This window comes from uncultured Parabacteroides sp. (assembly GCF_947855115.1).
GTDB lineage: Bacteria > Bacteroidota > Bacteroidia > Bacteroidales > Tannerellaceae > Parabacteroides.
The window spans coordinates 111,724-132,777 of record NZ_CANTZW010000001.1; the positions used below are offsets into that span (position 1 = coordinate 111,724).

Below are 21,054 nucleotides of genomic sequence, written 5' to 3' on the forward strand. Positions count from 1 at the left end.
AGGGTTGTATAGCATTTATTTACTATACATCCCCTCATAATACCTCTGATACTCCCCACTGGTCACCTGATCCATCCACCCTTGATTATCCAAATACCAACGCACCGTCTTCTCTATCCCCTCCTCGAATTGTAAGCTGGGCTCCCAACCGAGTTCCTTTTGCAACTTGGTTGAGTCGATGGCATAGCGTGCGTCATGGCCGAGGCGGTCGGTCACGTAGGTGATCAGATCCATGTCCTCGTCCTCTTTGCGGCCTAACAGACGGTCAACCGTATTGATCACCACCTTGATGATGTCGATATTCTTCCACTCATTGAAACCACCTATATTGTAGGTCTCGGCGATCTTGCCATTGTGGAAAATCAGGTCTATCGCACGGGCATGATCCTCCACGAACAACCAGTCGCGCACGTTCTCACCCCTGCCATAGACCGGAAGCGGCTTACGGTGACGGATATTGTTGATGAACAGGGGTATCAGTTTCTCCGGGAATTGATAGGGGCCGTAATTATTCGAGCAGTTTGTAACAATGGTCGGCATGCCGTAGGTATCGTGATAGGCACGGACAAAATGGTCTGAGCTTGCCTTGCTCGCCGAATAGGGCGAATGAGGATTGTATTTCGTTGTCTCATAGAAGAAATCATCCCCATATGCCAAGTGATGCCCACCGGAGGATGCCGCTGTCGTGAACGGTGGCTCAATTCCTCCCGGATGGTTCATGACCAACGCTCCATAAACCTCATCGGTAGAGATATGATAGAAGCGTTTACCCTCATACTTCTCTGGTAGGCTTTCCCAATACAACTTAGCGGCTTGAAGCAAAGCCAAAGTACCCATTACGTTTGTCTGGGCGAATGTAAACGGATCCTTGATACTTCGATCTACATGGCTCTCCGCAGCCAAATGAATGATGCCATCGATCCGTTCCTCTTGCATCAGTTTATAGAACGCCTCGAAGTCGCAAATATCCATCCTCACAAACTTATAGTTTGGTTTGTCCTCCACATCCTTCAGGTTTGCCAAGTTGCCGGCGTAGGTCAACTTGTCTAAATTAATGATGTTATACTCTGGATATTTGTTTACAAACAGACGTACAACGTGAGAACCGATGAAGCCCGCACCACCAGTGATTACTATATTTCGTTTTACCATGATTCTTACGGTTATTTTTTTAATTAGCGATACATTGTTTTAAGGATTCCGTCCAATATGGAATATCAATCCCGAATGTTTCTTTTATCTTGGTTTTGTCCAACACGGAGTAGGATGGACGTTTTACGGGGTGGGGAACTCGTCGCTATGACAGGGCTGAACATCACAAGCCGCCATACCATTGTATTCGGCTATCATCTTAGTGAAGTCAAACCAAGAGCAAACTCCTCCATTGGAATAATGATATATGCCACTCTTACCATAAATATCGCAGGCCATGTCCGTCGCATAATCATGCAATACAATCTCTATGGCTTTCGCCAGATCGTAAGCGTATGTCGGTGTCCCCACCTGATCGAATACCACATTAAGTCGTGGTTTGGTAGCGGTAAGATTCATCATCGTCTTGCAAAAGTTTTTCCCAAACTCACTGTACAGCCAAGCGGTACGGATAATCATATGCTTACAACCGACAGCGATGATCTTCTGCTCGCCACGCAATTTAGTCATACCATAAACACCTGTAGGCGTACCCTTCTGATCCTTTTTACAAGGTATGTTGTACGTTTCTTTACCAAAAACATAGTCTGTCGATATCTGTATCAACAAACCATTTATCTCCTTCATCGCCTTTGCCAAATTCTCAGGAGCACCAGCGTTCAACTTTTCCACCAATTTCTCATTACTTTCAGCCGCATCCACATTGGTATAGGCGGCACAATTCACGATAGCGTCTATGCGCTGCCCCACAACTATTTTCTTCACAGCCTCCAAATCCATAATATCCCAAAAGGCAGTCTCTACCTCTTCCTCTTGATTCACATCTGTGAATACATAGTGGTCGTCACTTCCCCGAGCGATGATACGCATCTCGTTTCCCTACTGCCCGTTGGCTCCAGTCACCAATATATTCATCTTATTAAAATTCAGAGTATAAGTTTACATGATAATCAAACGGTGAGTCGAAATCCTCCAAGCATAGATGCTTGATGTCCTTCTCCGAAAGAAGGGCCTTGTCCACCGGTATCTGCCAATCTATTCCCAGACTTTCATCCTTTATACTGATGCCCCCATCCGCTTGCGGAGCATAGAAATTATCGCATTTGTATTGGAAAACGGCAGTCTCGCTCAACACAGCGAAACCATGGGCAAACCCTCTGGGCACGAAAAACTGGCGGTGGTTGTCCTCACTCAATTCAACGGCTACATGTTTACCATATGTCGGACTTCCTTTGCGAATATCCACGGCTATATCAAGTACGCATCCCTTCACGCAACGTTCCAACTTGCTTTGAGTAAAGGGAGGTCTCAGGAAATGCAAGCCACGCATCACCCCGTATGAGGACATACTCTCATTATCCTGTACGAAATTTATCTTACGAACCTTCTCCTCAAACTCACGTTGCGAGAAACTCTCGAAAAAATATCCCCGAGCGTCATTAAACACCATCGGCTCAATAATCACCACGCCCTCTATATCTGTCTTAAATACCTCCATCTTAACCTAAATTCGGATCTCCTGTCTCCTTCAATTCCTCAATTACTTTTAGTAGATATTGCCCATATTGGTTCTTAAGCATGGGCTGCGCCAACTCTCGCATTTGTTTCTCTATATCTTAAGACCAAGGAGTTAAAATTTCCTTCTGAAGGCTTCCTCCCTCTCCTTCCGTTCCCGATTCCGAGTGACAAACCTATTGATCGACAGATGGAGGATAGACCATAAAACCAAGTTCAAGAACAAGAGGCAGGTGACGCTTACTTTCATGGCCAATAAGACATTCAACACGATGAAAAAAAACGATACGCACAGAATCGTCACCATCACCATCCGTACACGCATACCCGTACGGAGCAGCTTATGATGGAAATGATTCTTATCGGGTAAGAACGGGTTCCTATGATTACGAAGGCGATGAAACACCACACGGATTACATCGAGTAAAGGAACCAATACCGTGGAGAAAGCGATTACCATATAAGGATTTGGCAACTTTGGCGAGACTTGGTTCGACACACACAGATGGATGATCAGGAAACTGATCACGTAGCCCAGCGTAAGGCTACCGGCATCGCCCATGAAAAGCTTATGGCCACGGTTTGCGTTGCCAAAAACGTTGTAACACCAAAAAGGCATGAGGACTCCCAGCGTACAAATGGCCAACAAAGCGTACACATACTGCATGCAGATAAAGAAGATCACGCTCAAGACCGATAAGGCAATACAACACAGGCCCGAGGCCAAGCCATCGATACCATCTATTAAGTTAATGGCGTTCGTGATATACACCACGATAAAGACCGTGACGGGGATACCCACCCAAGCGGGAACCGAGTATACACCGAACAAGCCTCCCAAGGAGTCGAACCAATTACCGGACAATACCAATAATAACGCCGACACGATCTGGACGGCGAACTTATAACGGTAGCCAACACCCACAAGATCGTCGCAGACACCCACAAGATAAAGCAACGTCATGCCCACGAACAGAAAAAGATACTCATAGAGCATATTGAACGACAGACTCGACGAGCCCATATTCCAAAAATACAAGCGAAAACCTATCACCAAGAACATCGACATCAAGATCACCGGAAAAAACGACAGGCCCCCCAGACGAGGGATCGGCATCGTATGTACCTTACGGGAATCCGGGACATCGTATAACCGTTTCTTATGAGAAATCACCAATATCCTCGGGATAATAACCATGCCGAACAATATGGAAAAAATGAAACCCGACAGTAGTAATAATGTTATTTGCATGACTAGCGTATTAGTTATTTCTTTTTCTCCCTAGCCTCGAAACCATAGCCCTTCCCATAGCCGTATTTACGGCCGTAACCGTAGCCGTAGCTGTTCTTGCGCTTCGTCATGTCAAGGCCGTTGATCACCGTAGCGAGCTTCGGGAACTTACGCTCCCGCTGTAACACGTTGACGTAGCTGAAACCGGCCTTCGGCGTGACGTCAGCGCGGCAGACGCACACGCACATGTCCGCCACACGGCCGATGATAGCCGTGCCCGTCACCATCCCGATTGGGGCGGTGTCCAAGATGATATAGTCGTAACTCTCTTTCAATTGGGCGATAGCCTTCTCCAGCACGTCACGGGCAACCAGCTCCATCGGGTTCGGGGGGATGGGACCGCCCGGGAGGATGTCGAGGTTGGGGCTGATGTCGGACCGCTGGACCATGTCGGACAGGCTCACGTGGTCGGGGTCGCTCAGGTAGCTCGTGATGCCCTCCGCCTTGCGGGAGAGGTTGAACACCTTGTTCAGGCCGGGCTTGCGAATGTCCATACCCACCATCCTCTTGCCCAGATAGGTAAGGCAGATGGCCGGAGTGGTATATGTCAAAGCAGGGTCAGCCTATCGGCCAAAGCCAAGGGGTCTCCCAGCCGCTAGAGACGGCCATAGCCATCCGGAGGATACGGCCTTTATCCTAACAAGGGCAGGCCCTCCACCTCGCCGGCATGCCACGCCTGGTAGTCCGACAGGGGAAAAACGGGGACGGTCAGCGTCACGTGATCCCCCTCGTCCCGCCACGGGACATGCCTACGGGCGTACGAGCGCAGCGAGCGATCCGACACCGAGGCCATCACGATCGGGAACGGGTAGGCGTACAAACGCATCGGCGTGGTCTCGCTATCCGGGAAAACAAGGCGCAACTGGTAGGCGGAACGCTCGAACGCCACCCAGTAAGCCCCCGTACAATACAAATGGATGGAAGTGCGATTCGCACGCTCGCGATCCATGATCTCTTCCAAATGCCCGCGCAACAGGTTCATCAACCGGATGCCGGAAGGTACCTCGCATCTTTCTCCGTCCTTTCTCATACCCTTGATATTTCTCGCCGCACACAACAGTCAATCATCAATCGTCAGCCGGATCAATGCCCGAGCCAACGGTCGTAATCCCGTAAACGACGCAGCAACACGGACTTGCTCTTCTTGGGAGAAACCTCGTCCCGCCACGGGTCTACCACCTCGTGCGCCATGCGCTGGTAGAGGCTGCTGTCCGTGCAACCGTAAAGCGTGACCAGCAACAAGGCACGGGATTGTACCGCTTTTATCGCAGGGAGCATACCACGCAGCGTGGAGTGCAAACGCTCGAACTCGGCCTCCTCCCCCAACAGCCTATAGGCCGGAAGGAGCAACGAGTAAATCCTGCAACGGATCACGTCGGTCCCCCCATGGAGCGAGGCATAGCCGCGCAGGACCTCACGGGCCAGACGGGTATCCTCCTCGCTTACGCCGCCGGAGGCATGATAACGGCCCAGGGCCTCGTGCAAGCCCTCCGACAGGCGGTCGTTATCCAAATGGGTATAGACACGCTTCCCCTTGGTGTTCAGCTCGATCAACTCGTACTCCCCGGTCTTCACCTCGAGCAAGGGGACCCACATGCAATCGAGGATACGCACCATCACGTCCTTATGCCCACCGCCCGGCTGGATCACAACCTCGGCCTCCATGCCGGCAAACGGGCCGGAGGTGATACGCACACGGTCGCCTCTCAGCAGGCGACCGCTATCCGGCACGTACACCGGAAGCTCGTTGGAGTAGGACGCGGCGACCCAACGCAAGGTATCCATCTCACGATCCGACAGGTAGGGGAAATAAGACCGCCCACCCGAGGACACCCGGGGAAGGAAGTTGTATAGGGGAAGCGTACGTTTCAGGCAGAAGATCTCGTTCTCGGAGGCGTGGATAAACACGTAGTTGTAAAGCAGGGGCCGCCTCGTGTTGACCATCCTGCCGCCCACCTTCCTCGCCTCGACATACGAGGGGGCGAAATACTCGAACAAGGTCTCTCCACGACGCTCACGACGGGAGAGCTCAGCGTCCAGTCCCTTGGAGGGAGTGATCTTGTCACGCCCGCCACCGGCGGTAGGAAGCGTGAGCACGTACCAGCGGACGGCCTCCTGGGCACGCCTCTCGCGGACATGCGCCATGGCCCTATCCGGGCACTCGCCTGTCAATATATCCATTCTCATGACCATCTTTCCTATCGGTTGTCCCATGACCCGAAAACTGACTCAGAGGCAATTCAGAGCCCTACCAAGAATCATTTATATCTTCTTGATAAACAGAGTCTTATATTTTTGGATATGGTATTACTGAAAATTACCATCTCTCGAAATATTAGGCTACTTAGGGAGTAGCCTAAAAGTCGGGAGAACGGTTATCACCCGGTTGTAGAGACGGGGCGTGCCCCGTCTCATCCCCTCAAAATGGTAACTTAAAAATACTATCAGACGGTGGGAGACGAGGCACGCCCCGTCTCTACAAGGATATACGCGCAGGTTATGGGGCATGGTGGAATGATACCGGAAACAAGGGGTCGTCTCGCCCGCATCACCATGTCTGTACGTCTAGGATAAAACAGGAAAATCAAAGAATGGAGAGGATCAAACGCATACAATGAGTAAACAGGCCGATTGGTTTGCTTGTTTTTAATTATTTTTTACTACATTTGCGCCGTGAAAGAATACGCTACTCCCTAAGTAGCCTACTCCCTTACCCTACTTTTGGTACATGGTTGTACACGCTCTCAAAGCAAATTTTATTCACCGCGGACATCTTTTCCAACGAGAAGCTTTTCAGGTAGATTTGCGTGGTCTTGATCGATTTATGGCCCAACAGCTCGCTGATCATCTCGATCGGGACATCCTGCTCTTTCAGGATCGTCGCAAAAGAATGACGGATCGAGTATGAGGTGATCGGGATAGCCACACCGCAGGTTCTCGCCAACCTCTTCAGGTTCCGGTTAAAATGGGCCAACGCGGAAGTGTACTCTTTATAGGCCTCTTTCCCTACCTTCACCCCTTTCAAGAAAGGAAACAGATAAGGAGAGTCCTTCCCCACATCACTTGACAGTTCCCTCAGTAACTCCCATGCCGCGGATTGTACCTCTATAAGCATCGGAGTACCCGTTTTCTGGCGCTTATACTCCAAGACCCCATCCCGGACATTCCTCTTTTTCAGATGGGCGAAATCCACGAACGCCATACCGCAAAACTGGAACATCAGGCACAATGCCTGCCGTGTCTTTCTCAGTTCCGGATCGTCCAGCGGCGCCGTCATCAAGGAACGCAATAGATCCTGCGGTAACGCCTTTTTGCGTTTGTTCTCCACCCCCGTGAAAACCCCCTTAAACAAATAGGGAATATAGGGGGCCAGCCCTTCCTCCACCGCTATGTTGTACACGCAACGGACCCGACGCATATAGGTCGACACCGTGTTCCATGCGCATCCTCTGTTCAACAAAAAGGCCTGATAACGCCGGAGGTTCTCCTTATTGACATAGATATAAGGTATCACCTCCAACCCACAAAAACGCATGAATGAGTTCAACGCATCCTGATAGCTCTTCGCCGTGGAATAACGTCCGTCCATACGTAACTCATAGATATATAATCTCATTCCTTCTACTAAATCCTTTTTCTCCATACTATCGCTATTTTTACGTGATAAAACTTAGCAAATGTAATACGGACTTGGAAGAAGCATGTAGAATTTTCCAATGACTTTCGATTGGCCGGGGATACTTGTCTCAGTTTACAGCCAGATCGTCGGAGATCCACAGACACGGACTTGTCTACCGACATAGCCCCCGCTTCCTTGCCACGGAAACGGAGGTACCCCATGTAACGCTCTCCGGCGAAAGGTAGGTTGGCCTTGGCGAATAGCGGATCGTCGAGTTGTTTTGGGGGGGAGGTAAGGTCTCGGGGGAAGGTAAGGTTTCCAGGGGGGATAAGTCTTTGCAAAATTCGTGAATGGAGGCAAATAGCCCGGCGATAGCTCCGGTCCCGACGGCTCGCTCGCGAAACATATATTCCTCTCCGGCATTTGCCTCCAACTTCACGCAGGCCCCAAAAGCCCTTTTTTCATCAAAGAGAGCCTCTCAAAGATATCCATCCGGGAACCCGCACTATTTCCGCGACAGAAAGAAAAACACCAATATTCTTTCTGTCACAGAAACATTCTCGCATAAATTCTTTCTATCACAGAAATAATTCGGTAATTTTGTACGTGAATATAATTCCCATAGCATGAATACAAATATACTCCAAACACTGGTAGCGGCCATGCAACGCCGATTAGCGGCTCTCCCGCAGAGACTGCGACCATTCACCACGGAGTTCGACGAGCTCCCCAAAAACCTGATGCTAACCGGTGCCAGAGGATGTGGTAAATCCACATTTCTACTACATCATTCACAAGGCAAGCGCATATTATACTTTTCTGCCGATAATCCGAAGATTATTGGCGAACCACTCTACGACATAGTCAATAGCATATTCATGCTTGGCTATGAAGGTGTTATTATCGACGAGATTCACTACGCATCAAATTGGAGCATACATCTAAAGGCCTTGTATGATGACTATCCAGGGAAGATCATCTGGATCTCAGATTCCTCATCGTTAGTACTTCGTGATGGCAAGGCAGACTTGTCCAGACGTTATGTAGCGATACAGATGCCTTTAATGTCGTTCAGAGAATTTCTTTATCTCGAGACTGGCCGAGTATACCCCAAGTACAAACTAGGAGATACGATACTACCTACACAACCGGACGCAGAGCTACTGAATCATTTCCTCAATTATCGTAGTTACGGCACACGCCCTTTCTACCTAGAAAAAGATTTCGAGGCACGTTACATGGCTGTTATCGACAAGATTCTCAACAACGACATACCGTTCTTCCTGCCTAGCATCTCCGAGAACAACCTACGTGTGATGCGAGCCATTATCGGTACACTGGCAAACTCCTCAATACCTCGTGTACAAGTCACTTCCTTATGTTCCGATTGGGGAATAGGAGCGGAAAAACTCTATCAACTACTCTTTGTGATGGAAAGTGTGGATCTATTGAAAATAGTAAGGTACCCCAACGACACGAAAGCTCGTAGCATTGGCGCAAAAATGTTGTTCGCGGACCCATGCGCTTATAGGGTTTTGAACGCAGACCAAGGCACGGAACGCGAGGCCTACATTGTCCACTGCTTCTCCAGGGCCGGTTACGAGATAAACGCCATGAAAAACGAGAAGCAAGGCGATTACGTGATTACAAAAGACCATGTATCACAGACCTTAGAAGTCGGAGGGAAAAACAAAAATCCTAAAGAAGCGGACTACGTCTTGAGAGACAACACCGACTACCCCGTAGGCAACGCTATTCCATTCTGGCTCATGGGTATGATGTGGTAGTTTAGCTTCGTATGAATCGCTTATAAAGTAAAGAGCGAAAGTCATTGGGGAGAAGACGAGTTATCAAACGAATACAGATATTTCTTAGTAAGGAGAAAAGATTAATAAAGTTCATCCGGTAAAACAACATCTGTAATCTCACCTCCGTCAAGGCATATCTCCACCCTCCTCTCCGTTTAAACATATCCGGAGAGGAACGGAAGAAGAGCAAACTCTCTTGAATATTGTAGAATCGAGCACCATCCATCAACATCCGTACCCACAGATAATAATCCTCGAATAAAGGAAAATGTTTATATCCCCCTGCCTTTAGCACAGCCGATCTCCGGAACATCACCACCGGATGGTTCACCGGATTTCTTCTTTTGGCAAACAAGAAAATTTTTCCATGCCACTCGGGTACCTTCCGCACAGAAAGCACGTTCGACACCTCCCCCTCAAACTCGTCTATCCAAGCGCCTACCACATCTACCTCCGGATACTCCCGAAATATCGATAACTGTTTTTCAAAACGATCCGGCTTAGCGATATCATCCGTATCCATACGAGCCACTATATCATACGAACAATACTTTAGCCCTTCATTAAGAGCCTTACCGAGACCTTGGTTTGTCGGTAAAAGAATTACTTTTAGCTCAGGATGTAGGTCTTCAAAGTCTCTTACAACCGCATACAACTCATCCGTCAACGGGCCATCCTCTACTAAGATAACTTCTGCCGATGATAGTGTTTGCGTAAAGATACTCTCCAAACTTTGGCGCAAGAATAACGCGCTCTCCTTATGATACAAGGAAAGCAATACTGAAAATGATTGCATAAATATAATTGGGGTAGAGATTGATCAATCCATTAGTTCCGATTGGAACCAAAATTACCAGCTTGCCGGTAGCCTGTTAGTAGGTTAAAACCTATATTCCAACACAAGAGACAATAGTTCCGCTTTATATATACGTATTTCGATAGATACGAACTAAACAGTTTTAGACAAAACCGACTTATATATATCAAGGTATTTGCGATAGAACTTTTCCGGAGAAAAGAGTTCATTGTATCTTCGCATTAATCTATGTCCCATGGCTCTACTTTCTTTCGCCCTCTTTACAGCCTCAACAAAAGACCGGGTATTTCCAAGCTGGAAAAAAGCCGCCTCCCCATCAGTGTAAAGCTCACGAAAGACATCGATGTCAGATAAAACAACATTCTTCGCGTATTGAGCGGCTTCAAGGATAACCAGGGAAAAGCCTTCCGAGAGCGAGGATACTATAAAAACATCATAAAAAGGCAAATATCTATACGCCTCTTTATGATAACCCGCAAAATAAATCCTATCACTCACTTGCAAATCAATCGCCTGCCGACGAAGAGCACGCTCTTCTTTTCCAGATCCCACTATGAATAGCTTACAACCCTCCATAAAAGGCATAGCTTTAATAATCAAGTCTATACCCTTTATAGGAGTTAACAGGGCATTAACACCTAAAAGGGTATCATTCCCTTTAAAATCTAATAGTACCTCTCTCTCCTCATCGGAAAGAACATGGGTCTTGTCTACATCCGATGTATTATAAGCATAGTCTAATTTCTTCTTAGGAAACCACCTTGCGTAATACTCTACTCCGGTTTCACTCAGAGCCACTATCTTATCATGGCTTTTAGCCGCGTACAACCACAGCCTTCCCGCTATTATCGATATAAAACGATTATATTGGGAAGCCAAATCCGGAAATATAAAATTATGAAAAGTCGTAACCGCTTTTGCCTTATGCCGTTTACCTTGGAATATCGACATATATATATCCGGACGAATTCCATGAGAATGTATGATATCAAAACCATCAAAATCAATTGCTTTCGACATACTAATACGTTGATTACCGCACTTTAGCCAAGAAGCATCACTCTTGTCAAAATAGTAAACCACGCATTCATGACCATGTGCGGTCATGACATTCACAAGTTCTTTCACAACAATCACGGGACCTTTTAATACCAACGACGGTACGATATAAGCTATTCTCATCGTATATTATTTTATTATAGTATTATTCAAGAATATCATTGAAAGCAGAAGGTATAAGGAGTTACTCCAAGCCCCGATCCAAGAATACGCAAATTAGTGGCAATACCTTGTTCATAAATCAAAAGATATAATAAAACAAACATCAATTGAAATATCACACGATATCTTCTGGATAGCACTTGGAAGATATAGCATGGGAGCATGAATTGGACTATTAAAAAGCAAGCCACTAATCTGCTAAAAATAGCTACCTGCAATGCCAGAAGATAACTAAAGATATAAGCGACACAGATAAATCCCATCAAAGGCAACACTTCGAAACGCCTATAAATACGATTCAGAAGATAAAGAAAAAGGCATGGAAATATCAACCGAATAGCTACACCATATCCCGACCCTAACTCCGTCTCACTATTATATCTACTGATCGCATAATTCCCATAATCACTCTCCATGATCCACGGAATATTCCATATCATACCTACCACATCAAAAGTAAATACCACGAATATTAACAATCCGATAAGCACACCATAGAGCTTAGGAGAAGGCGTCAGTTTATAAATGCAAACAAGCGGAAGATATACAAACGCGGAAGTATGTATGGAAGAAGCCATTAATACAAGTATGCAATACTTCAACCTAGGATGCCTTTTTGATCGCAGTGAGGCCAAAGCCCAAATAATAAAACTCAATGACATTACCTGGCGGCTTCCGGAAAGCACGAGGAAATAGACAGTCACCACATAAAAGAACATAGAAACAGACAATTTCTTTTTCGGAAGAATCATACATACAGGAAGGAACGTAAGCAGGCCCATCATCCACAATACCGAACGTTCTCCTAATCCCCAATCCTTTAAAAGTTCACACAAAGCCAGGAAACCCCATTCAAAGTGCTCTAGAACATTTGAGCCAGACTGAAAAACAGATACATAAGTCAAGGTATCCGTTCCAACCCGGAAGTCTCTAAGCGCGACAGGCAAGATGAGAACGAGCGCCGATAAAATCCGAGCCAACATCTCCACCTTCACATCATACGAGCGTTCCGCTATATAAGCAAACAAAAAAGAAAACAAGAGAACCGAATTATAAACCAAATATGTTTCTACCATCAGAGTTCAAATGTAGATTTATCACCTAAAATTAAATCAAAAGCCTCAAGAGTTCTCTCTTTAACATCTTCGAAATCAGCTATATCATCATCATTTATACATATCATCCGCTTACTTTGCTTGCGTATGACATCCAAATAAGTGTTCAATGCCGTACCCGATATACCGGTGTTACAAAAAGAGGTCTTAAACGGATTAATGGGATCGAATGTCCCTTCCGCCAATTGAGTATACCGCATGATATACTGACTTACATTGGAGTCGTTTCTAAAACGGCATTTACAGGTATCTTCAAGCAACCGGCTGTTTTCCTCCCAAACCCGGACAAACGTAGACTTTAGATAAGCGTTAGGCATATGAGGATCCAAAATGCCCGTGAAATTCCTGTAAGGCAACAACCCCAATGTACGTAAAAGGCAAGTACCGTATCTAAGGTTAAACCACTTCAAGGGGTTCCGTTTCAGCACCTCCACCTTATCATAATGATCATTCACGAATTTCGTGTTGTTGCAATGTATATGCATAATCCCGCCTTGTGGCGATATAGCGTTAAGAATCGCCATATCCCTGGGAAGCCCGCCACGAAAGAATCTCGCAGGCTTCAAGGGAGCGATAATGAACGTATCGTCGTTAAAGTACACAAACTCCTCGCTCAATCCTTTTATACGATGCAAGTTTAACTCTATCGTATGAGAATTGAACGTGGGAAGGTATTCGGGAGGAATATAGTCTGAATGCCTCACAAAATTCAACTTCGGATGATCGAGATTCAACCACTCCGGATAATGCCCGCAAGTCACGAAATGCACCTTATCGACCCATGGCGCAAATTTCTCTACTCCCCTGAACCAATACTTTAAAGTACCCCAATCACGAAAACGGATGATCCGTTTATCCCCTTCCTCCTTTTCCGCGTACTTGAGGAAGTTCTTCTGCCATTCCGGATCGTTCCCATCGACCCATATCATTACAAAGTCCATATGTAAATATTTTTCAAGAATTGATGATATCCGGAAAGCCTCGCTTCCAGTTCATATCGGTTAAAACTATTTCCCAGATTCAGCCGGGGGCGAGTATACGGAGTCGGCGACTTCACGTCCTCATTCATGAACGCGTGGGTATACATCGACTTCTCGCACTCCGCTATCACTTCCGGGCTTACATCTCTAAAATGCCCAAAGGGGTAGGCATAAATCGCCGTGTTAACAACATCTCGCGTTACAAGGTCTGAGCTTCGGATAAAATCATCCCGCAGTTCGTCCCGGTCAAGCAACGATAATATATCATGATGAGATGAATGCCCGCCAAACTTATGGCCCCGTTCCTTCAATATCGAAATCTCACCCACGGACAGTCCCGTAAATCGTAAGGAATATAGCTCCATCGGTATATTGCCATATAAGAACCGGAAAGGATAAAACGCATCCAGCTCCTCTAGCCAAAGCAAAGGCGTATACAAACGATATTCCTCATACATCCGATTACAATAGTTCGTATATCCTATGGCCCTTTCTTCTCTCGAAGTCAACGAATAACGTGTTCCCCCTATCTCATATACATCATCAGGCACATACGAGAACCACAACATAATCTTATCGATCCAGAGAGGCCGCTCAGAGCCGATATTATCAACCGGCATAAAGAAAAGCCCTGTCGTAGAATATTCCTCCAAAACACCAGCCGCTATCCTCGCGCACCTATACCCATCGTCAAAAGTAAACATCACCGTACCCCGCTCGTCCAGCCGGCCGGAAAATCTAAAACGTTTAGAGATCAAAGCAAGATGTTTGCGGAAAGTGCTCTCGCGTATACTTGTCACTAGATGGAATGTATCATCCCACAACTGATCCGGAATCACATTATGATAAACCAGGACCCGTTGTTTCTTTCGGTTTATCCAATAAAAAAAAGCGATGATACCAAGATAATAAGATAAAGCGTAAAACATTGATAAGAGTCTCTTTCTCATACCTTTTTAAAGAATTTAGTTACTTTCCTTTTTATCATATAAAGCCAATAAGCGACAAAAGGCTTCATATCCGTAATATTCCAATACAACTTCGATTTACTTCCCAAATACTCTTGAATCGCTTGAATAAAGGAAACCGCCCCATCCTTTATATTGGCCCAATCATTTCCTTCAACATACAAGTGATATTCCCCGCGTATCCTCCGGGATTTGAAAGGTAATTGGTCCGACATAGCCTTATAATATAAATACGGGACGTTAACCCCTCCTGTCATGGGCGCGTATCCATTTCCATCATTACGCAAATTAATCTCCAAGAAATAGCACTCATTATCCTTTATGATAAATTCAATACTGAACAAACCCCGATAATCCAATACATCCAAGAATTCATTCACTTTATCAACATCGATATATTCTTCTATCCTAGGAGTCAAATAGGCATAACAAGTATTTCCCGTGTTCAATGGATATTGCCGGATCTTATCTAACACACAAGCTATTAAATTATGTCCTTTTCCAAAAGAGGCTCCTAATAACTGTATTTCCTTATCCTTTTCCACAAAACGCTGAATCTGTATTTGCGCGGAACACTTTGACATCTCCATTATCCCATTCAACAGAGTCTCACGATCCTGATATATCGTCAGATCTTTTCCTCCAATGACACTCTTCATATTTTTTATCATACAAGGAAACTCCAGGTCTTCCGGAAGATCAATTCCTCCGGAGCTATCTAGCTGATAAGTCCGAGGGGTCTTAAAACCTACGTCCTCCGCGGTCTTTCTCATAATCTCCTTATCAAGATAGAGAGAAAGCATCCCCCCTTTTCTTTGGCAAGAGGGCAAATGTAAATACCGGACCAGCTCGTCATAATACCGGTCTAAAATCTCGCATACACTATCATAAGTGGGGAAAACCACCCGGCGATAACCGCCAGAACCGGCGGTCAGGGCCCATTTCCTCAAGACACCCATCCCTTCTTGTTCGTCAGACACACACACCCAATTATCTATATAACGGCATCTTGCCACATAAGGATCGGAATCATCCGTTACAATCAATATCAGGTCACTTCTTATACCCGCCTCTCCCAAAGAGCGCAATATCCCCAATGTATTATGATGGTTCACACCGAACACGATAGCGTTAGGTGTTATCTTTCTATTGCTAAAACACATTACTCTTTTATTATTTACGTGATCTAAACAGCAGGAGATCCACCGCCAAGACTGCTTCTCAGAAAATCCAACCCCTCTTTCCTCAGTTTTTCCAGCGCTCCTTTTACCTCTATGAAAGAGATGTCCTCTAAAAGCCTATCGCAATCATTCGTGAACCGGCGTACTAAATCCGCGTGAGCTAACAACGTTCGCTGGCGGTCGTTCATTTTCCCCGCTTCCCCGGATAAAGGGACGGATATGAAATTACGCTCGAATATCAACGAAAAGACCGTCCCGTGAAAAGAATTCGTGACCACATACCTTGCGTTCGCCAAAAGCTCCAGCCATTGTGGTACCGTGGGATATGTTTTGGGGAAAGAATCCTGTTTTCCTTGAGAAACCACGTATACAACTTCCAGATTATGTCTTTTAGCGAAATCATACACCAGTCTCGTGTCAAAATCACATTTATGTCCCAAGAGATACAGAAAGAGATAAGGAGGCCGGTGGTTAGCGTTGCCCGTAAAGAAACTTTTATACCCCTTCTCTTCCAGCAACAAGGTAGGATCCGGCACAAGCCTAGGATTTAACACGCCTAACCGGTTACAAAGAATCAGCCCTTCTTTTTCACGAACCGAGATACTTGAGAAATCTTTTAGCCAGCTCTTAACGCATCCCGCATCTCGCCCCGTATAATTACGACCTCCGAAACTAGCGGCATAAGAGACCCGGGGGCTTCCGTTGTCAACAAAATCCAAGAAGTACGAGCCATCGAGCTTGTTCCAAACCTGGTCACTTCCTGTGATATAGAAATCTGCCTCTGGAGGAGATTTAAGGATCGAATAACGAGTATACAACTTATGGCTTACCGACAACCGGACGCGGATAAACTCTCGCATTCCCTTCTTTCTATCTTTATCGAACAACAATAGCGCCTGTTTTATCCAATACTTTACATAAGCCTTCAAACTATAAAAAGCGCACATTCCCCCGGAGCACTCCCGATGTCCGCCATCGGTAATGTACCTTATCAAGAAAGGATCATACCCAAGATCCCTTAACACGATTTGCAAGGCATACGCCTGCAACTTCTGTCCGTAATTATCCCCGGACCACCAATGAGTTATTACCCCTACTTTCTTACCCATCATAATTATATCCTATTAAACATTCCGTAACAACCAGATCCGCTTAATAAAGCGTCTCGCCCTTTTCCCTAGAATACCGCTTACCACTCTTTTCGATCGTTGCCCATAGCTCAAACGGCATAGCCTTTCGATCCTCTTACCCAGCGTTACCTCCGTATCCGAATAAAAGGATTCCCGTTTCCTCGTCGGCCGTACCGATCTCTCTATAGGCCCATTATACCGCAGCGCCTCCTCATAGCCCACGGAGCGGCTACTCAAGAGGATCTTCCGGTGGTAGGCCTCGCCTTTTATCGTATTTACCATCGCCAGGCTTACTCCTTTATCGTCGTCTATCTCCGGTATAATGTTCTGTATTCCCCAGAAATCGCCGATCGTGATGTCGCTTCCGCTCTTGAGGCTTTTGGCCGGGCAGGCGTAGCAACTGGGGCGCAGGTACAGGTTAGAGAGGAATCCGCGCATGAAAATATTCTTGTCCAGAGGCTCGGAAAGAGAGAGCGTATTCCTCGCTCCCCGCTTGCCGGGGACGGAAAGGGTGAGAGAGAAACTAAATCTCTTCCAGCCCAAGCGTTTGTCCCTAAACGAGATGCTTTCCACACGGGCATCCCTATCGTTTAAGTCCAGGAGAGACGAGAACGTGTTTTTCTCGCCGAGCAGACGTGCCGTCTCCTCCCTCAGATACTCCCGCCACACACCCGGGCTGGGTACGCCGTGGCAGATAATATCCACCGTCAGGAGATTGCCGTACTCTTTCCGCAAGAAACGCCCCAGGCCCGCTATCTGGCAAGGAGTACCGGAGAATAGCACCTTGCGCCCCGCCTTCAAGAAACGCTCCGTCTGCCGGAAGCTGCTTTCTATACGGCTCTGCACGTACTTGCTTCCCCGGAAAGCGGAGAGGCCCTCTACCGTCTCCGTATAATCATGCGTCACTTCCCAGCTCTCGTCGAAGCGGGCGCCGAACACGACACCTCCCTCCTTGATGACCTCCTCGGCCAAGGCCGTAAAGACACCGCCGGAGGAGCTTTGGAGACGGATCTCCTCGTTACCGCCCTTCGCCGCGTAAACGGCCATGGGCTTCCTCTCCGCCGATTGACGGACGACCGGGCATACCCTCTCGCACAACCCGCAATCCACGCAGGCGCTCTCGTCTACCTCCGGATACAGGAAACCCTCACCATCCTCGTACATCGTTATACACGACTCCGGACAACACTGCACGCAACCGTTACAACCGCAACAGTCGCTCTTATTCGTAATACGTATCATAATGATTAAAATCCTAAATATTGATTTAACGAACGGGGGAATACCCTCTTGAGCACCCAGACGCTCACGACAGAGGCCAGCAGCACCAACGCCCAGAGCAAGCCCCACGGCATCTCACGCAGCCCCACCGCCGACAGCGCATGGATAAAGAAACAATGTATCAGATAAACCCCAAACGAGATACGGCCAAGCCTCCGTATCCCGGTCACCAAACGGGAACCCTCCCTGTAACCGCCCGCTACCGACGGGTGGAAAAGTACCGACAACACCGCCGCCGAGAACACGAACGAGGAGAGCTTGATTCCGAGGCCCCCGCCATTGAGAGAATACAGGTAATAACTCTCCGCTACCTGCCACACCCAGGAGACAGCCACCAGGACAAGCGGCCAACGCAAGGAGTACCGCACATCAAAACGACGCATGGCTATACCGATCATGAAAAAAGCCAGCCACAGGTCGCAATGACCGGCGTAGACCACCAGCGGCAACGGCACGCCCCGGACTTGCATGATATAGGTTATTGACGTTATCGAAAGAATCGAGATGAATATACCTGCTTCTACCCCCCCCCCCGTTTAACATTTGTTAATAAAGGCGCCAGCAGGTAATATTGAACGATCACGGCTATGAAATAATAAACGCTATACCCGCATGCGAAATACAGCGCCAAGCCTTTCAGGGCGTCTTTCCCCGCGTGCATATGGAGGAACAGATAAGGGAGCGACCACACCAACACCGGGACATAGACCTTGGGGATCTGATGCCGCCAAAAGGCAAAGACCTCGCCTCTCGTATCCAACCGCTTCGCCGCCAGGAAATAGCCGGATATAGCGAAGAATATGGGAACCGCGCAATTCAAGAGCTGACGTACCGCCACGGACAATACCCCCTGCGCCGTATCGAAATGATGCGCCGGACCCGTATGGATCGCTACCACCATCAGGATAGCGATGCCTCGTAAAAAATCGTAATAACCCAACCTCATGTCTTTCTTTTCTTAATTTTCTTGAATGGAGATACAAACAGGTCACGCTCATATGCGTTCATGCTCACGAACCAGAACGACAGGGCGTAAAGGGCCGTAAAGACAAACGCCGAGCGGACGAACACCGCGGGGGCAGACAAGTCTATCCCCCAATGATCCATCCCCCACAGGCCGAGAGCCACCAGCAGCACCGGCATCGCCGACATACGGCCTATCTCACGCCAGAAACGGAAGATGTCCAGCCCCTGCCTGCTCCTGTAATAGAGATTCATCACCAGGCCCTGCCCCAGCAGCAACGCTCCCGCCGTGGCGTAGGCGCACCCCATCTCGCCCCATCTGCGGGCGCCATAGGCCGAGAAGGACAAGCTGCAAAGGGCGATGATCACGTAGCATACCGAGCGGAAACGCATCTGGTTACGGGCCTGGAGGATCGTGATCCCCAAGTTCTGTATCAAGGGGATCAGCAACGAGAAGAAGAACAGCAACGAGATGTAGTAGGTCCTCTCGTATCCATCGCCGGCCCACAGCCGGATGAACGGACGGCCGAACAACACGAAGGAGGAGAGGATAAACGACATCACGATATACTGTATCCGGCCCGTGCGGATAAACAGCTCCGATATCTCCCGGTCGCTTCCCCCGCGGGTCACCATGGCCGTGACCTTCGGGAGGAACACGCCGCTGATGGCCGTGGAGAAGAGCATGAACATCTGGGTCAACTGTACCGCCAGGGAGTAGACGGCCACCGCCGCCGTGCCCTTGTACATCCCCAGCACGAACTGGCCCGTGCTCCAGTAGATACGATCCATTATAGCGTTCAGGAATATCCAGAAGCTATAGGCCGAGACCTCCTTGAGAAACACCGGGTCGAAATGCCCGAAACGTATCTTGATACCTAGCTTGCGCCTGCAATAATAAGAGTTGACGAGCAGCGTCACTACGTTGAACAAGGTAGTGACCACCACCATCGCCACCGCCTTGTAGCCCACCACCAGCAGCAAGACCATCACCACGGGGTTCAACACCCCCCGGACGATGCTCACCAAGCGCTGGAACACGAAACGCTCATAGGCCGTCATGATGCTTCCCCAGATGCTCATCGGGAACGTGAAGGCCAGGTTGAACGTCATCAGCCACAACATGAGGCGGGTACGGTGTACCTCCAAGGCGGTCATGCTCACGGAGAAGATCCGGTCCGCGTTCAAGGCCAGCGAAGCCCCGGCGACCACGGCCACGAGCCCGATCGCCACGTAGAGCGAGAAGAACATCCCGAACATCTCCCGCTGCTCCCGCTCCTTCCCTTCCGCGCGGAACTTGGCCGTGTAGCGCACGATGGCGTTGCCAAAGCCCAGGTCCAGCACGGTCAGGTAGGCGATGACGGAAGCCGCCAGGGAATACAGCCCATACTCCGACCGCCCCAGCATCCGCAGCATGTAGGGGGTATACAAAAGCCCCACCATCATGTTCAAGCAGATGGAGACATAAGATAAGAAGGCTCCCGCCTTAAGTTGATTCATTGCCATAATCAGGTCGAACGTCTTGATCGTAAATCATTCCCCCAGCACGTATTTCCGTATCCCGTAGCGAAGGCTGGAGATATTCGCCCCCTCCGTGAAGGTGAGGTACGGCAATACCGAGCTGATGAAGGCCCGGCTCTTGACCAGCGTGCGGGGCGAGGAGTAATCGGCCAGAACATCGTTGAAGAGGTCTGTCAATACCGTCTGGCAGAGGATGGCCGTGCTTGGGCAAGCTTTCAGGCGGGCCTCGTAAACACGGAGCACCTTCTCATCGGGGATGAACAAGGCTAGCGAGGCCGGCCTCTCTTGGGCGGGGGCAGCCGGAGACTCGCGGAGCCCTGGCTCAGCGGGCGTGATACAGGGTTCCGTCCGCACGGCCGCCTCGTTGCCCTGCTGGACTATCTGGAACGCTATGGTGGCATTGGGCAATATCTGCACGCAACCTCCATTGATATTGTAGATGGAACATACCCGTTCCACCCGCTCTTGATTTTCTGTCATATCCATTTTCTT

19 protein-coding genes and 4 pseudogenes are annotated in these 21,054 nt (G+C 48.2%); 1 reads left to right on the forward strand and 22 read right to left on the reverse strand.

All coding sequences use genetic code 11. The features are described from left to right. Window positions 1-15: 15 nt before the first annotated feature. The 10 genes and pseudogenes from Q0110_RS00460 to Q0110_RS00505 form a co-directional block, all read right to left on the reverse strand. Window positions 16-1,152, reverse strand: coding sequence for a dTDP-glucose 4,6-dehydratase (locus Q0110_RS00460; RefSeq protein WP_297900676.1), 1,137 nt, complete (start codon window positions 1,150-1,152; stop codon window positions 16-18). 19 nt (window positions 1,153-1,171) lie between these two features. Beyond that, a pseudogene (rfbD, locus tag Q0110_RS00465) lies at window positions 1,172-2,022 on the reverse strand (dTDP-4-dehydrorhamnose reductase). A gap of 49 nt (window positions 2,023-2,071) precedes the next feature. Beyond that, window positions 2,072-2,650 carry a dTDP-4-dehydrorhamnose 3,5-epimerase gene (rfbC, locus tag Q0110_RS00470; RefSeq protein WP_297900679.1) on the reverse strand — a complete coding sequence of 193 codons (579 nt, stop codon included), beginning with the start codon at window positions 2,648-2,650 and terminating at the stop codon, window positions 2,072-2,074. 1 nt (window position 2,651) lies between these two features. Beyond that, window positions 2,652-2,762: pseudogene (locus Q0110_RS00475) on the reverse strand (glucose-1-phosphate thymidylyltransferase); the annotation flags it as partial. A 20-nt stretch (window positions 2,763-2,782) separates the two neighbouring features. Further along, complete coding sequence (locus Q0110_RS00480; protein ID WP_297900681.1) at window positions 2,783-3,919, reverse strand: MraY family glycosyltransferase; 1,137 nt, start codon at window positions 3,917-3,919, stop codon at window positions 2,783-2,785. Window positions 3,920-3,933: 14 nt separating this feature from the next. Next, a pseudogene (locus Q0110_RS00485) lies at window positions 3,934-4,491 on the reverse strand (CpsD/CapB family tyrosine-protein kinase); the annotation flags it as partial. 98 nt (window positions 4,492-4,589) lie between these two features. Further along, complete coding sequence (locus Q0110_RS00490; protein WP_297901348.1) at window positions 4,590-4,988, reverse strand: hypothetical protein; 399 nt, start codon at window positions 4,986-4,988, stop codon at window positions 4,590-4,592. Between the two features lie 53 nt (window positions 4,989-5,041). Next, window positions 5,042-6,139, reverse strand: a complete 1,098-nt coding sequence (locus Q0110_RS00495) for a transcriptional regulator (protein ID WP_297900684.1) — start codon at window positions 6,137-6,139, stop codon at window positions 5,042-5,044. A gap of 529 nt (window positions 6,140-6,668) precedes the next feature. Next, on the reverse strand, window positions 6,669-7,601 hold the full coding sequence (locus Q0110_RS00500; RefSeq protein ID WP_297900687.1) for a site-specific integrase: 933 nt from the start codon (window positions 7,599-7,601) through the stop codon (window positions 6,669-6,671). A gap of 179 nt (window positions 7,602-7,780) precedes the next feature. Next, window positions 7,781-8,022: pseudogene (locus tag Q0110_RS00505) on the reverse strand (hypothetical protein); the annotation flags it as partial. 181 nt (window positions 8,023-8,203) lie between these two features. Between Q0110_RS00505 and Q0110_RS00510 the strand changes: the two are divergent. Then, window positions 8,204-9,364 (forward strand): AAA family ATPase, encoded by a 1,161-nt coding sequence (locus tag Q0110_RS00510; protein WP_297900690.1) that lies wholly within the window; start codon window positions 8,204-8,206, stop codon window positions 9,362-9,364. A gap of 1 nt (window position 9,365) precedes the next feature. On the opposite strand, the gene Q0110_RS00515 is transcribed toward Q0110_RS00510, so the two are convergent. The 12 genes from Q0110_RS00515 to Q0110_RS00570 all read right to left on the reverse strand — a co-directional run bounded on the left by Q0110_RS00515 (window position 9,366) and on the right by Q0110_RS00570 (window position 21,042). Next, the gene (locus Q0110_RS00515; protein WP_297900693.1) at window positions 9,366-10,181 is read right to left on the reverse strand and encodes a glycosyltransferase; all 816 of its coding nucleotides are present in this window, start codon (window positions 10,179-10,181) and stop codon (window positions 9,366-9,368) included. Window positions 10,182-10,334: 153 nt separating this feature from the next. Continuing rightward, a complete protein-coding gene (locus tag Q0110_RS00520; RefSeq protein WP_297900696.1) occupies window positions 10,335-11,357 on the reverse strand; it encodes a glycosyltransferase family 4 protein in 1,023 nt (340 codons plus the stop codon). A 62-nt stretch (window positions 11,358-11,419) separates the two neighbouring features. Further along, a complete protein-coding gene (locus Q0110_RS00525) occupies window positions 11,420-12,499 on the reverse strand; it encodes an EpsG family protein (protein WP_297900699.1) in 1,080 nt (359 codons plus the stop codon). Next, a complete protein-coding gene (locus tag Q0110_RS00530) occupies window positions 12,499-13,479 on the reverse strand; it encodes a hypothetical protein (protein WP_297900702.1) in 981 nt (326 codons plus the stop codon). Before Q0110_RS00530 ends, Q0110_RS00525 begins: the two co-directional genes overlap by 1 nt. Continuing rightward, on the reverse strand, window positions 13,467-14,468 hold the full coding sequence (locus tag Q0110_RS00535) for a polysaccharide deacetylase family protein (protein ID WP_297900705.1): 1,002 nt from the start codon (window positions 14,466-14,468) through the stop codon (window positions 13,467-13,469). Before Q0110_RS00535 ends, Q0110_RS00530 begins: the two co-directional genes overlap by 13 nt. After that, window positions 14,465-15,649 (reverse strand): ATP-grasp domain-containing protein, encoded by a 1,185-nt coding sequence (locus Q0110_RS00540; protein WP_297900708.1) that lies wholly within the window; start codon window positions 15,647-15,649, stop codon window positions 14,465-14,467. Before Q0110_RS00540 ends, Q0110_RS00535 begins: the two co-directional genes overlap by 4 nt. Before the next feature lie 23 nt (window positions 15,650-15,672). Next, a complete protein-coding gene (locus Q0110_RS00545; RefSeq protein ID WP_297900711.1) occupies window positions 15,673-16,779 on the reverse strand; it encodes a polysaccharide pyruvyl transferase family protein in 1,107 nt (368 codons plus the stop codon). 12 nt (window positions 16,780-16,791) lie between these two features. After that, on the reverse strand, window positions 16,792-18,039 hold the full coding sequence (locus Q0110_RS00550; RefSeq protein ID WP_297900714.1) for a Coenzyme F420 hydrogenase/dehydrogenase, beta subunit C-terminal domain: 1,248 nt from the start codon (window positions 18,037-18,039) through the stop codon (window positions 16,792-16,794). Window positions 18,040-18,044: 5 nt separating this feature from the next. Next, window positions 18,045-18,590 carry an acyltransferase family protein gene (locus tag Q0110_RS00555; RefSeq protein ID WP_366139625.1) on the reverse strand — a complete coding sequence of 182 codons (546 nt, stop codon included), beginning with the start codon at window positions 18,588-18,590 and terminating at the stop codon, window positions 18,045-18,047. Between the two features lie 8 nt (window positions 18,591-18,598). Next, window positions 18,599-19,024, reverse strand: a complete 426-nt coding sequence (locus tag Q0110_RS00560) for an acyltransferase (RefSeq protein ID WP_297900717.1) — start codon at window positions 19,022-19,024, stop codon at window positions 18,599-18,601. Further along, window positions 19,021-20,547: an oligosaccharide flippase family protein gene (locus Q0110_RS00565; protein WP_297900720.1), complete on the reverse strand. Its 1,527-nt coding sequence runs from the start codon at window positions 20,545-20,547 to the stop codon at window positions 19,021-19,023. The genes Q0110_RS00560 and Q0110_RS00565 overlap by 4 nt, the downstream gene beginning before the upstream one ends. 27 nt (window positions 20,548-20,574) lie before the next feature. Next, window positions 20,575-21,042, reverse strand: coding sequence for a hypothetical protein (locus tag Q0110_RS00570; protein WP_297900723.1), 468 nt, complete (start codon window positions 21,040-21,042; stop codon window positions 20,575-20,577). Between the last annotated feature and the right edge of the window lie 12 nt (window positions 21,043-21,054).